Origin of the sequence: Frigoribacterium sp. 2-23, from assembly GCF_049601585.1 — a bacterium.
In the GTDB taxonomy this organism is placed as follows: Bacteria; Actinomycetota; Actinomycetes; order Actinomycetales; family Microbacteriaceae; genus Frigoribacterium.
The window spans coordinates 496538-509119 of the sequence record NZ_CP187126.1 but is presented as its reverse complement, the minus strand read 5'-3'; the positions used below and the strand labels follow the sequence as shown (position 1 = coordinate 509119).

Annotated in this window: 12 protein-coding genes; 3 read left to right on the top strand and 9 right to left on the bottom strand. The window is 68.3% G+C overall.

Features of this window, described 5'->3' with window-relative positions:
- Nucleotides 1-11: 11 nt before the first annotated feature.
- From ACPEEZ_RS02465 to ACPEEZ_RS02455, 3 genes are all read right to left on the bottom strand, one after another.
- Entirely contained in the window at nucleotides 12-1241 is a 1230-nt protein-coding gene (locus tag ACPEEZ_RS02465) for a hypothetical protein (protein WP_423922289.1), read from the bottom strand.
- Nucleotides 1238-1537, bottom strand: coding sequence for a hypothetical protein (locus ACPEEZ_RS02460; protein ID WP_423922286.1), 300 nt, complete (start codon nucleotides 1535-1537; stop codon nucleotides 1238-1240). Before ACPEEZ_RS02460 ends, ACPEEZ_RS02465 begins: the two co-directional genes overlap by 4 nt.
- Before the next feature lie 65 nt (nucleotides 1538-1602).
- Entirely contained in the window at nucleotides 1603-1896 is a 294-nt protein-coding gene (locus ACPEEZ_RS02455) for a WXG100 family type VII secretion target (RefSeq protein WP_423922283.1), read from the bottom strand.
- Nucleotides 1897-2004: 108 nt separating this feature from the next.
- Between ACPEEZ_RS02455 and ACPEEZ_RS02450 the strand changes: the two genes are divergently transcribed.
- Nucleotides 2005-2730 (top strand): FHA domain-containing protein, encoded by a 726-nt coding sequence (locus tag ACPEEZ_RS02450; RefSeq protein ID WP_423922280.1) that lies wholly within the window; start codon nucleotides 2005-2007, stop codon nucleotides 2728-2730.
- 84 nt (nucleotides 2731-2814) lie between these two features.
- Here the strand turns inward: ACPEEZ_RS02450 and ACPEEZ_RS02445 are convergent, their stop codons facing one another.
- On the bottom strand, nucleotides 2815-5250 hold the full coding sequence (locus tag ACPEEZ_RS02445; protein ID WP_423922278.1) for an ATP-dependent helicase: 2436 nt from the start codon (nucleotides 5248-5250) through the stop codon (nucleotides 2815-2817).
- A gap of 118 nt (nucleotides 5251-5368) precedes the next feature.
- Entirely contained in the window at nucleotides 5369-6361 is a 993-nt protein-coding gene (locus ACPEEZ_RS02440; RefSeq protein WP_423922275.1) for a glycerophosphodiester phosphodiesterase family protein, read from the bottom strand.
- 56 nt (nucleotides 6362-6417) lie between these two features.
- Between ACPEEZ_RS02440 and ACPEEZ_RS02435 the strand changes: the two genes are divergently transcribed.
- Both ACPEEZ_RS02435 and ACPEEZ_RS02430 read left to right on the top strand, forming a co-directional pair.
- A complete protein-coding gene (locus tag ACPEEZ_RS02435) occupies nucleotides 6418-6639 on the top strand; it encodes a hypothetical protein (protein WP_423922273.1) in 222 nt (73 codons plus the stop codon).
- A gap of 208 nt (nucleotides 6640-6847) precedes the next feature.
- Nucleotides 6848-7690 (top strand): Bax inhibitor-1/YccA family protein, encoded by an 843-nt coding sequence (locus tag ACPEEZ_RS02430; protein WP_423922271.1) that lies wholly within the window; start codon nucleotides 6848-6850, stop codon nucleotides 7688-7690.
- A gap of 155 nt (nucleotides 7691-7845) precedes the next feature.
- Here ACPEEZ_RS02430 and guaA read toward each other — a convergent pair whose 3' ends face one another.
- From guaA to ACPEEZ_RS02410, 4 genes are all read right to left on the bottom strand, one after another.
- Nucleotides 7846-9363, bottom strand: a complete 1518-nt coding sequence (guaA, locus tag ACPEEZ_RS02425) for a glutamine-hydrolyzing GMP synthase (RefSeq protein WP_423924332.1) — start codon at nucleotides 9361-9363, stop codon at nucleotides 7846-7848.
- A gap of 110 nt (nucleotides 9364-9473) precedes the next feature.
- Nucleotides 9474-9917 carry a DUF3817 domain-containing protein gene (locus ACPEEZ_RS02420; RefSeq protein WP_423922268.1) on the bottom strand — a complete coding sequence of 148 codons (444 nt, stop codon included), beginning with the start codon at nucleotides 9915-9917 and terminating at the stop codon, nucleotides 9474-9476.
- A 130-nt stretch (nucleotides 9918-10047) separates the two neighbouring features.
- Nucleotides 10048-10881, bottom strand: coding sequence for an SURF1 family protein (locus ACPEEZ_RS02415; RefSeq protein WP_423922265.1), 834 nt, complete (start codon nucleotides 10879-10881; stop codon nucleotides 10048-10050).
- Nucleotides 10882-11024: 143 nt separating this feature from the next.
- Nucleotides 11025-12578 (bottom strand): cation:proton antiporter, encoded by a 1554-nt coding sequence (locus ACPEEZ_RS02410; protein ID WP_423922262.1) that lies wholly within the window; start codon nucleotides 12576-12578, stop codon nucleotides 11025-11027.
- Nucleotides 12579-12582 lie beyond the last annotated feature (4 nt).

Below are 12582 nucleotides of genomic sequence, written 5' to 3'. Positions count from 1 at the left end.
ATGTTGTGCCGTCACGACTCGTCACCATCACGCCCACGCCACATGCGCTTCAGAGGCGGGCTAATGAGGTGGTAAGCCGCTCGAACACCTTCGACCGATGTCGCCGCAACATCTGCACCCACTGAGATGCGAGTCACCATTATTCTGTTCGCGAATTGGGCCATTGTTCCTGGATCATCGGCGAACGAACCGACCCGAGACCGCTGAAGGAAATGCATGGCGCTGGCTAAGTCGGTGTCGCCAAATGCCTTGAGTAGGAACTTGTCGCCAATGCCCGGTTTGGCCCGGCTCAGCGCAGCCTCGGCCCAGTCTTTGGCCAAATTCGACTTCGTTCCCTGCGACACGAGCCCGTCGACACGTCGTGCCGCGACGCTGCTGATGAACTGTTTCGTACCCTTCGCCACCATCGCGCCGGTGCCGAACGAGAAGACCGACACGAGCGACATCCCAAAATCGACAGCGCTCCCGGTTCCGGCAGCCCAACGCGCTGCCTGCGCGGCTGCAACGGCAATCATGATGCCGATCATGATGACGTTGAGGCCCGGCACGAAGAGGGCGACCAACGCGAGCAACATCGCGGCGATATTGACGATGTCGAGCAGAACGGTGATCCACCCGTCGTTGTCCTCCATCCACCCCTGGAAGTCGTCGAACGCGGTGTCGTTCAGGCCGTCGGCCGTCGCGTCGTCGATGCGGGTGATGGCTCGCTGGGCAGCGATCTCGAGGTCGTCGGTGAGGCCGGTCATGCGGGTGCGGATGGCACCGATCCAGACGCGCGCCTCCTCCAGCTTCTTCTCCTGAAGCTCGACCTGGTCGAGGTGGTAGTCGGCCGAGCCGGTGTCCGACAGGGCGAGGGCTTGAAAACGTCGCTTCAGCTTCTCGGCGGCGGCGTAGTCATCCCGAGCCAGCTCGAAGTCACGCAGGGCGGGTGCTGCTCCGTCATGGGCGATCTGCAACGACGTCGAATACGACTTCAGGGCGTACCCCGTCTCGTCGTAACGCGACTGTGCCTGAGACAACTGAGCGGCGAGGCCATCGGCTTTCGCCATGAACGCCTCGACGGCCTCGCTCGACATCGACCCGCGGTCGAGAGACCGCAAGCGAGCCGCTGCCCCGCGGATGGAGTCGGCGACCGCGACGTAGCGATCGGCCATGCCGGCGACCGCCACCGGATCACCCGAGAACCCGGCCGGCGCAAGGTCGAAGAACGCGGGCTGCGGCGAGGGAAGCAGCCGGCTCACGGTGTCGCCCCTGGGTCGAGCACGCTGACGAGCTCGTTCTCGACATCGGAGAAGCCGTCGTTGATCGCCTTCGCCGCCGTGGCCAGATCGCCGATGGCATCGGCGAGCTTCGACCGCGTGTGATCCCAGGACGCCGAGAACGACCGGACGCGGTCGGCAAGGCCGACATGGCCGCAGGCGTCAGCGGCGTCAGCGGCATTGCGGTCGGCCGAGTCGAATTCGGACTTCGCGGCGATCAAGTCGGACCAGAGCCTCTCGAGCGAGCCGCCGTCGACGGTGAGTGTGGAACCTGCCATCGTGTGCCTCCTGCACGCAGGGGCGGCCGCGCACGAGAGGCGCGGCCGCCGATGGGTGATGAGGATCAGCCGAGGCTCGAAGCGAGCTGCTCGTCGGTGCTCTGCAGGGCGTTCGCCGCGTTGTCGAGGAACGCGGCCATGCTCTCGAGCGACGCGATGGTCTGCGAGGCACCCGTGTTGTACGAGATGTACGACTGCTCGAACGCCTTCGACGACCGGTCGGTCACGTAGCCCGATGTCACGAGCCCGTCGATCTGGCTCTTCAGCTGCGCGAGCTGGTCTTCGATCGATCGCTGCCCGTTGCGCAGCTGAGTCGCCTGCGTGCGGAGGTCGTCGTACGTGACGTTCACATTGGCCATGGTGTCCCTTTCGTCGAGTGGGACCGACCGACCGGTCGGCTGTCATTAATATTGCACATTGTCATTAGACTTGCTGACGACTGTGAATAACTCATCGACGAGGAGCCCATGTTCAGGAGACGAAAGCGAACGGATTCGGCGGGCGATCCAGCCCCCGTGACGGCGGAGACGATTGCCCGAGAGCGCGAACGAGGGATGCTGTCGCGTGTCACGGTGGTCCCTCGCGCCGTGATCACCCCCGCGTCGATGCCCACCTTCTGGATTCCGCGAGGCGAGACGACGACCACCCCACCGGTGGCAACCTCACTCTCCGCACCGCAGTCCGCGCATCCGGTTCCACGCGTCCGCACGCCAGCCGACGACCCCGGCGGCATTTCGCCCGTTGACCGAGCCGCCCGGGCCGCCCGAGCCGCCCCCGAGAACGCCGCCATCACAGCCACAGCGCCCCCCGTCGACTCCGACGTCGAGCTGACGACCCACATCCCCCGCCGCTACGCGCTCGAGCTACCCGATGGCCGCCTCGTGCCACTCGACGAACCGCACACCGTGATCGGACGCGCCTCGCACGCTTCACCTCCGGGCCAGGCGGGAACGAGCGTCATCGGCATCGTCGACCCGACACGCTCTCTGTCGCGATCGCATGCTCGGGTCGATAGAGACGCCTCGGGACGTCTCTCCGTGCACGATCTCGACTCGGGCAACGGCACCGTCGTCGTCTCGGCACGCACGGGACACGTGCACGAGTGCATACCGGGCACGCCGGTCCCGCTGGCCGCAGGCGACGTGCTGTCGCTCGGACATCACGAGATCCGGGTCAGGCGGCACCGGGGCTGAGCACCGGCATGCAATGGAGCGAGGCACGCAGCCGGCATCGCCAGGCGCTCGCGGCAAGTGACAAGCGGCCCGGCTCGGCTCGACCTAGATCTTTTCGATCGGCGCGACCTTGATCAGCAGCTTCTTGCGCCCGGCCCCGTCGAACAGCACCTCGGCGATGCGCCGAGCCCCTTCACCGGTCACGGCCATGACGCGCCCTTCGCCGAAGTCGACGTGCGAGATGCGATCACCGGCCTCGAGCACCATGTCGCCGTTGTCGCGCACGGTGCCGGTGACCCGATTCGCCCACTCGGTCTTCGGCTTCGTCTTGGCCGCAGCGGTCGCGCGGTCGTAGCTGCCGCCCCCGAACCCGCCGGAGGCGCGGGGTGCGCTCCCGAGCCCGTTGCGTCCCCCGCCCGCGAACCCGCCATCGCGGCGAGCGTTCAACGCACGCGGCTGCGTGCCACCGCGGCTGTTGGCCATGCCGGGCGACTGCTTCCAGTCGATCAGCTCGACGGGGATCTCTTGCAGGTACCGCGACGGCATCGCGACGTTGACCTCGCCGAACTGGGCGCGGGTCATCGCGAGCGACAGGAAGAGGTGCTTGCGCGCCCGCGTGATGCCCACGTAGAACAGCCGACGCTCTTCGGCCGGGCCGCCCGGCTCGCTCGCCGACATGCGGTGCGGCAGCAGGTCTTCTTCGACACCGGTGAGGAACACGGCCTCGTATTCGAGCCCCTTCGCGGTGTGCAGCGTCATCAGCGAGACCGTGCCGGACGAGTCGTCGAGATCGTCGGCCGCGGCGACCAGCGTCACCTCGGTCAAGAAGTCGAGCAGTGTGCCGTCGGGGTTGTTCTTCTGGAACTCCTTCGTCACGGCGACGAGCTCGTCGATGTTCTCGGCCCGCGCTTCGTCTTGCGGATCGCGGGACGCTCGCAGCGCCTCCACCAGCCCGCTGCCCTCCATGAGGGCGACGAGGATGTCGCTGACCGGCGCCGTGTCCGACGTCGCCGAGACGTCGTCGAGCAGCTTCGCGAGACCGGTGATCGCACCGGTCACCTTGGGCCCGAGCCCGAGCTTGTCGGCGTTGCGCAGCGCCTCGCGCAACGGCTGCTCGTTCTGGTCGGCCCAGCGCTGCATGGCCGTCTCGGTCGCGGGGCCGATGCCGCGCTTCGGCACGTTCATCACCCGTCGCAACGCCATGGGGTCGGCCGGGTTGGCGACTGCGATGAGGTACGCCATCGCGTCCTTGATCTCGGCGCGCTCGTAGAACTTGGTGCCGCCCAGCACGCGATACGGGATGGCCGAGCGGATGAAGATCTCCTCCAACGCACGAGTCTGCGAGTTGGTGCGGTAGAAGACGGCCATGTCTTTGTAGGCCATGCCGCCCTCGTGCAGCGCCGCGACCTCGTCCGCGACGAACTGCGCCTCGTCGTGCCCCGTATAGCCGGTGAACCCGACGATCTTCGACCCGGCGCCGACCGTGGTGAACAGGTTCTTCGCCTGACGGTCGAAGTTGTTCGCGATGACGGCGTTCGCGGCATCGAGGATGTTCTGCGTCGATCGGTAGTTCTGCTCGAGCAGGATCACCTTCGAGTTCGGGAAGTCGCGCTCGAACTCGACGATGTTGCGGATGTCGGCACCACGGAAGGCGTAGATCGACTGGTCGGAGTCACCGACGACCGTCAGCGACGCCCCGGGGATGCGGCCACTGCCGTCGCGGAGCGTCTGCACGTACTGCCCGCCCCGCTCGAGCTCGTCGACGTGGTCGGGGTCGACGGGCCGGGTCAACTCGCGGATGAGGGCGTACTGCGCGTGGTTCGTGTCCTGGTACTCGTCGACCAGGATGTGCCGGAAGCGTCGCTGATAGACGGCGGCCACCTGCGGGAACGCCCGGAAGAGATAGACGGTCTGGGCGATCAGGTCGTCGAAGTCGAACGCGTTGGCGCGCTGCAGCGAGCGCGTGTACTGCCGGAAGATCTCGAGGAACATCACCTCTTGCGGGTCGCCCGCGTTGATCTGCCGGGCGTACGTCTCGACGTCGCTGAGCTCGTTCTTGAGCTTCGAGATCTTGCCGGAGGCCTGGCTGACGGTGAAGCCGAGCGAGTCGGCATCGAGCTCTTTCAGGATGCGCTTCAGCAAAGCCCGCGAGTCGGCCGAGTCGTAGATGGTGAAGCTCTTGGTGAAGCCGAACTGCTCGGCCTCGCGCCGCAGGATGCGCACGCACGCCGAGTGGAACGTCGAGATCCACATGCCCTCGCCGGCCTGCCCGACGAGGTGGCCGACGCGCTCGCGCATCTCGGCGGCGGCCTTGTTCGTGAACGTGATCGCCAGGATCTGGCTGGGCCACGCCTCGCGCGAGGCGATCAGCCCGGCGATGCGGCGCGTGAGCACGCTCGTCTTGCCCGACCCGGCACCGGCCACGATCAGCAGGGACGAGCCGCGGTACTCCACGGCCTCTTTCTGCTGCGGGTTCAGCCCAGCGGTCAGCGGATCGCCGGCGCCGCCGGCTTGGTCTGAGGGGTCGAGCACGATCGTCATGTCCCGGTCATTGTAGGCGGGGCCACCGACATCGAGCCCGGACGCCCTCGACCCCGGCGCCGAGGCCGGCCGCCGATTCCGGCGCCCCGGCCGGGAGACGACAGCCGAGGAGGCGCGCTCAGCCGCCCAGCGCCCGACGCGCTTCCATCGCGAGCTCGGGCTGATCGGCGAAGACGCCGTCGACCCCCAGCCCCATGATCGTCGCGAACTCGGCTCGCCAGTCGCCCCGTGCCTCCTTGCCTCCCGCCGTGCGGTTGGCCTTCGCGAGGAACGCGTTCTCGGCCCGGAGCGTCCAGGTGAACACGTCCAGCCCCGCGGCGTGGGCCGTGTCGACGACCTCGCCGTGTCCGACGCCGTGCGCGTCGATCAGCATCGACTTGTCGAGGCTGATGCCGTGCAGGCCGGACGAGGCGAGGCCGGCGAGCCCGGCGGCGCCGATCTGATCGGCGTACGAGACGGCCGCGGAGCCCGAGCGAGCGATCTGGTCCGCCGCAGCGCCACTTTTCTCGACCAGGTAGACGAGTCGACCGCCGACGCCGCGAGCGGAGACCTGCTCCAGGACCGTCTGCTCGAAGCTCTCGATCGTGAGGCGGTCGTCGCTGGCCCAGCCCGCCGACGACAGCGCTGCCGCCGTCAGCTCGTCGAGCGGGAGCCCGATCGACTCGAAGTAGCTGGCGTGCTTGATCTCGGCGACGAGACCGACGGGACGAGGCGCATCGTCGAGCAGGGCGAGCAAGTCGTCGAGCCGCAGCATCGGCTCCTCGCCGTCGAAGGCGGCGCTTCCCGGGCGCACGGCCGGCAGCCGCTCGCGGACACGCAACGTGGACAGCTCGGCCCAGGTGAAGTCCTCGGTGAACCAGCCGGTCTGGCTCGCCCCCTCGATCGTCTTGGTGGTGCGTCGATCGGCGAACTCGGCCCGCGACGCGACATCCGTCGTGCCCGAGATCTCGTTCTCGTGCCGCAGGACGAGCACGCCGTCACGGGAGGAGACGAGGTCGGGCTCGATGGCGTCGGCTCCGAGTTCGAGGGCGAGACGGTAGGCCGAGAGGGAGTGCTCGGGCCGGTAGCCGCTGGCTCCACGGTGGGCGATGACGAGGGGGGCGGGGGTCACGGGACCACGCTAGCGAGCGAGGTCCGGTCGGCACGACTCCACTACCCTCGACTCTCATGACGATCTGCCGCGCCTGCGCCCGCAGGCTCGAGCCCCGCTGGAAGTTCTGCGTCTGGTGCGGTGTCCCGGTCGAGACCGCGACACCCCGAGGAGGCGCGGCTCCCGTGGCCGCCCCACCCCGCGGTGGTCTGGTGCTGCCCATCGTGTTCGGTGGCGTCGGCATCGTCGTCGGAGCGACGGTGGCCGGCCTCGTCACCGCACTCGCGCTCGGTCGGTGACCGCGCCTCCTCCCGGCTCTCGGGCGCCTTGTGAGGCGCACCGGAATGCTGCACGCTCTGCACCTACGCCCTCGGCGAATCCGGGCCATGATCAGGCGTCTTTTCAGCCTGCCGAGCACCGGACAGGTTAGTTTTGTCGCGGGTCCGGTATCGGGCCCGTGCGTCACCGGTCTCCGGCAGCGCACTCGATCACCAGGTGAGGAACACGATGGCATTCTCGAATCCCGGCTTCAGCCAGTCGCCGGCCTTCTCGAAGAACGGTGGGCAGGTGCTCCAGCAGCAGCAGGCCGCCGCCCGCCAGGGCGTGGAGTACAACGGCATGACCGCGGAGCAGCTCCAGGAGCTGTACTCGCAGCCGGCCGCCGGTGCTGCCCAGACCGATCGCATGACCTATGAGGACACGATCACGAAGACGGTCATCGCCTTCGGCTTCGTCGCCCTCGGCGCCGTCGCGGGTTGGTTCTTTCCGGCCCTGACGTTCGTCGGCGCGATCGTCGGCTTCGTCCTGGCGATGGTCAACATCTTCAAGAAGCGTCCCTCGGCCGGCCTGATCCTCGCGTACTCCGCGGCACAGGGCCTCTTCGTCGGCGGCATCTCGAGCATCTTCGAGCGCACCATGCCCGGCATCACGACCCAGGCCCTCATCGGCACCGCGTCGGTGTTCGTCGTCACGCTCCTGCTCTTCAAGAGCGGCAAGGTGCGCGCATCGGCCAAGGCCACCAAGATCTTCCTGATCGGTATGGTCGGCTACGCCGTCTACTCGCTGGTCAACGTCGGCCTCATGATCTTCGGCGGCACGGACCAGCCGTTCGGGCTGAGCAGCATGTCGATCCCCGGCACGTCCATCCCGATCGGCTTCGCCCTCGGCATCCTCGTCGTGCTCATGGCGGCGTACTCGCTCGTGCTCGACTTCACGAACGTGCAGACCGGCGTCGAGCGCGGCGCTCCCCGCATCTACGGATGGTCGGCCGCCTTCGGCATCGTGATGACCGTCATCTGGCTCTACATCGAGATCCTGCGCATGCTGGCGATCCTGCGGGGCAACAACTAGCACCTCCGCATCGCCCACGCCGAAGCGGGGCTCGTTCCGACACGGGACGGGCCCCGCTTCCGCGTTCGGCGGGCGTCGCACGCGAAAAGGGACGATGCACTGCCGGGCCCGGCAGTGCATCGTCCCTTTTCGAGCGAAACGGAGGAGGGGCTACCTCACTCCCATTCGATCGTCCCCGGCGGCTTCGACGTGACGTCGAGCACGACGCGGTTGACGCCGTCGACCTCGTTCGTGATGCGGTTCGAGATGCGGGCGAGCACGTCGTAGGGCAGACGCGTCCAGTCGGCCGTCATGGCGTCCTCGGACGACACGGGGCGCAGCACGATCGGGTGACCGTACGTGCGACCGTCGCCCTGCACGCCGACCGAGCGGACGTCGGCCAGCAGCACCACGGGGCACTGCCAGATCTCGCCGTCGAGGCCGGCCGCCGTGAGCTCGGTGCGGGCGATCTTGTCGGCCGCACGCAGCAGCTCGAGCCGGTCGTGCGTGACCTCGCCCACGATGCGGATACCGAGGCCGGGCCCGGGGAAGGGCTGGCGGCCGACGATGACCTCGGGCAGACCGAGCTCCCGGCCGATCGCGCGGACCTCGTCTTTGAAGAGTGTGCGCAGCGGCTCCACGAGCTCGAACTGCAGGTCTTCGGGCAGGCCGCCGACGTTGTGGTGGCTCTTGATGTTGGCCGTGCCGCTGCCACCGCCGCTCTCGACCACATCGGGGTAGAGCGTGCCCTGCACCAGGAACTTCACGGCGGCATCGCCCTCGGCCCGCGCCTCCAGGACGAGTGCCTCGGCGGCACCCTCGAAGCTGCGGATGAACTCGCGCCCGATGATCTTGCGCTTCTGCTCGGGGTCGGTCACACCGGCCAGCGCGTCGAGGAACTGCTGCTCGGCGTCGATCGTGACGAGCCGGACACCGGTCGAGGCGACGTAGTCCTCTTCGACCTGACGACGCTCGTCGGCGCGCAGCAGACCGTGGTCGACGAAGACGCAGACGAGCTGGTCACCGACGGCCTTGTGCACGAGGGCCGCCGCCACGGCGGAGTCGACGCCGCCCGAGAGACCGCAGATGACACGCGCGTCGCCGACCTGGGCTCGGATGCGCTCGACCTGCTCGGCGATGACGTTGCCGCTGTTCCAGTCGGCGGGGATGCCCGCGGCGCGGTGCAGGAAGTTCTCGAGCACGGCCTGGCCATAGGCGGAGTGCTTGACCTCGGGGTGCCACTGCACCCCGTAGAGCTTGCGGGCATCGCTGGAGAAGGCGGCGACCGGGGTGGAGGCGCTCGAGGCGAGCACGTCGAAGCCCTCGGGTGCCTTCGAGACGGAGTCGCCGTGGCTCATCCACGTGGTCTGCGACGTGGGCTGACCCGACAGCAGCGTGCTGTCACCGGCGGTGAGCGTGACGTCGGTGGCGCCGTATTCGCGCTGGCCGGTCTGCGAGACCTCGCCGCCGAGGGCCTTCGCCATCGCCTGGAAGCCGTAGCAGATGCCCAGAACGGGGATGTCGAGCTCGAGGATCGCCGGGTCGAGGCTGGGCGCACCGGGCTCGTAGACGCTCGAGGGCCCACCGCTCAGGACGATGCCGACCGGGTTCTTGGCGGCGACCTCGGCCGCACTGATCGTGTGCGGCACGATCTCGGAGTAGACGTTCGCCTCGCGGACACGGCGGGCGATCAGCTGCGCGTACTGCGCGCCGAAGTCGACGACGAGGACGGGGCTCTGCGCCGTCTCGCTGCCGCTCTCGGGGCTGCCACTCTCGGCGGCGTGGGGGGTGGTGGACGCGTCGGTCACGCGGGGGCTCCCTCGGGGGTCTGGGCGTTCTCACGCTCGAGTTCGGCGTATTGCTGCAACGCGAGACGGCTCATGTGGTGCTCGACGAAGAACGACAGCAGCGGCACGACACCGCCCAGCGCGATGATGATGAAGCGCATGAACGGCCAGCGCATGATGCTCCACAGACGGAAGTTCGCGAAGAGGTAGAGCACGTACAACCAGCCGTGGGCGATCAGGATCAGCGTCGACAGGTTGATGCCCGTCGTGATCGAGTCGCGGGGCACGAAGAAGCCGCCGTCGCCGCCCAGCTGCAACTCGGTGTTCAGCGGGGTGTACTTCAGCACCATCTCGACGACCAGCAGAAGCAGCATGACACCCGTGATGTATGCGGCGACTCGGTACAACCGGACGGCGCCCGGGATCTTCGGCACATCGCGCGGACGGGGCTTCAGAGGCATGACGTCGATTCTACTCGGGGACGGACCGGGCCCCGGAGGCGGGGGCCGAGGGGCTGGGGCAAGGGTTGGAGCTCAGGGGGCGGGGTCCAGGAAGCGAAGCTCAGCGGGCAGGCGCTCGACGGGCCACGGTTCAGCCGGCGAGGGCGAGGCGGTCCTCTTCGGCCTCGTCGAGCTCGCGCTCGTACGCGTCGCGCACGAGACGGAACCAGAGGAACACCGCGAACACCGCGAAGACCGCCCACTCGACCGCGTAGAAGATGTTGAGCCAGTTCAGCTGCACGTCGGCGTCGGGTGCCGGCGAATCGATCGCGGCGAGCCCGCCCCACGACTGGGACGCGACCACGTAGCCGCCGTAGACGTCACCGTTGTAGCCGGACCACTCGTTGACGAGCTCCGCGACGGAGACCACCGTCTCGCGCCCGTTCTGGAAGTCGCTGTCGGACGGCGCCTCGCTGGGGAAGTAACGACCGTCGGTGCGGAACCCCGTGGCCCCCACCGGGACACTCGCCTCGGCCGCCGCCGCCTGATCGGCCGTGCTGCCCCAGCCGAGCGCCACGGGCACGGACGCGCCCGAGCCGTCGACGACGAGACGACCGATCAGCCAGTAGCCCTTCTCGCCCTGGTTGACGCGGTCGGCGATCACCCGGAACCCGCCCGGTGCGATCTCACCCGAGACGGAGACCATCTGCCCGCCCAACCGATCGGGGAACGGCGACTGCGGTTCGGCGACGTCGGTCAGTGGCTTGACCGTCTCGGTCTCGGGATTCACCGGTGCCGCGCTCTCGATGCTGCGCTCGACCTGCCAGTGCCCGAGCCAGGCGAAGATGCCGGCGATGACGAGCGCCAACACGAGCATGCCGATCCAGCGCGGACGCCGGGCCACGACCCACATCGTCTCGGGCAGCGGCTCGCCCGTGACCGTGAAGCGCGGGCCTCTCGAGGATGCGTCGCCGGAGCCGCTCATCTCGAATCCGCTCCTCTGACGCGTGCCGTGTTCATCGGAGAGAAGCGTACCCGGCGCGACCGGGCGACAAGCTGGCAGGAGGCTCGGTGCGCGTGGTCACGCCCCGCGCCTCCCGCGTCCGGCAGAACGGCCCGCGATGCCGATCAGTATTCGGGATCGCGTCGACGGGTCGCCCGCTGATCGGACTGCTGCCCCGCCTGCTCGGCCCAGATCGCGCGCTCGGCGTCGTCCAACTCGTCGAGATCGTCGAGATCGTCGTCCGCATCGACCTCGTCGTCGCCGCCGTCGGCGTCAGGCGCGTCGCCGCGCGACGATCGCGCCTCGCCGCCCGGCCCGATCGACAGCCCCGCCCCGGCGACGGGTCCCGCGCCGACCCGCGCAGGACGGCCCGGCACCGCATCGTCGTCATCGGAGTCGTCGTCATCCGGCGAGAAGTCGCCCGACAGCGCCTGCTCCATGAGAGCGATCTCCTCGCTGTGGCGGGCATCCTGCTCGCGGCGGCGCCGGTCGCGCGCCTCGCGCTCGGCCTTCTTCCGCGAGCGCAGCACCACGTTGCCGATGCGCTCGGAGTTGGCCGCGAGGATGGGGCCCAGCACGGCCATGATCAGGACGTAGAGACCGGCGAAGGGCTGCAGCAGGGGGTTGAGCCCGGCCCCGGCCGACAACGTCGCCAGGATGAGCGCGAACTCACCCCGGTTCTGCAGGATCACCGACGTGTTGATACCGGCCTGGGGGCCGAGCTTGTTCAACCACGCGACGAACTGCCCGGCGATGACGTTGAGCAGCACGGTGATACCGACGGCGATCAACACCTGCCAGATGACGGCCGAGAACAGCGACGGATTCAGCCCGAGCCCGAAGTTCAAGAAGAAGAACGCGCCGAAGACGTCGCGCATGGGCAGCGCGAACTGCTCGATGCGGGTGCGGAACCGGGTCGCACCGCAGATGAGCCCGATGAGGAACGCGCCGATCGCGTCCGTGACGCCGAGCACCTCGCCCAGCCCGCCGAACAGGACGGCGAGGCCGAAGAACAGGACGGTGAAGAGCTCGTCGTCCTTCGTGCGCATGAGACGCGACACGACCTTGCCGCCCCAGCGCGCGACGGAGAACATCGCCACCAGGAAGGCGAACGCGATGGCCAACTTGAGCACGACCGGCCCGACATCGGTCTCGCCGCTGATGACGACGGACACGATCGCCAGGTAGATGGCGATGAAGATGTCCTCGACGACGGTGACGCCAAGGATCATGGGCGTCTCGCGGTTCGCCAGACGGTTGAGCTCGATCAGCAGCTTCGTCACGATCGCGCTCGACGACGTCGCCGTCATGCCCGCGATGATGAGGGCCTCGCGGGTGCCCCAGCCGACCATGAAGCCGAAGACGAGCCCCACACCCATGTTGACGGCGATGTAGGTGCCGCCGGACAGGATCAGGCGGCCCGCGTTCGAGAAGAACTCGTCCTGGTCGAACTCCAGCCCCAGGTTGAACAGCAGCAGGATCAGACCGAAGATCGCGATCAGCTCGATGTTCTCACCGGGGAAGCTGATCGGGAACCAGCCGGTGTGCGGGCTCGCCAAGAGGCCGACGAGCATGTAGATCGGGATCGACGGCAGGCCGATCAGTTTGCCTGCCCGGCCCAGCGCGTAGGCGATGAGCAGCAGGATGCCGAGGACGACGAGTTCTTCGCCGAGGTGCATGCGC

Excerpts from the sequence above, each read along its gene's own strand:
- ACPEEZ_RS02460 (WP_423922286.1), bottom strand. The coding sequence starts at position 1,537 with ATGGCAGGTTCCACACTCACCGTCGACGGCGGCTCGCTCGAGAGGCTC.
- ACPEEZ_RS02455 (WP_423922283.1), bottom strand. The coding sequence starts at position 1,896 with ATGGCCAATGTGAACGTCACGTACGACGACCTCCGCACGCAGGCGACT.
- ACPEEZ_RS02450 (WP_423922280.1), top strand. The coding sequence starts at position 2,005 with ATGTTCAGGAGACGAAAGCGAACGGATTCGGCGGGCGATCCAGCCCCC.
- ACPEEZ_RS02445 (WP_423922278.1), bottom strand. The coding sequence starts at position 5,250 with ATGACGATCGTGCTCGACCCCTCAGACCAAGCCGGCGGCGCCGGCGAT.
- ACPEEZ_RS02435 (WP_423922273.1), top strand. The coding sequence starts at position 6,418 with ATGACGATCTGCCGCGCCTGCGCCCGCAGGCTCGAGCCCCGCTGGAAG.
- ACPEEZ_RS02430 (WP_423922271.1), top strand. The coding sequence starts at position 6,848 with ATGGCATTCTCGAATCCCGGCTTCAGCCAGTCGCCGGCCTTCTCGAAG.
- ACPEEZ_RS02420 (WP_423922268.1), bottom strand. The coding sequence starts at position 9,917 with ATGCCTCTGAAGCCCCGTCCGCGCGATGTGCCGAAGATCCCGGGCGCC.
- ACPEEZ_RS02415 (WP_423922265.1), bottom strand. The coding sequence starts at position 10,881 with ATGAGCGGCTCCGGCGACGCATCCTCGAGAGGCCCGCGCTTCACGGTC.
- ACPEEZ_RS02410 (WP_423922262.1), bottom strand. The coding sequence starts at position 12,578 with ATGCACCTCGGCGAAGAACTCGTCGTCCTCGGCATCCTGCTGCTCATC.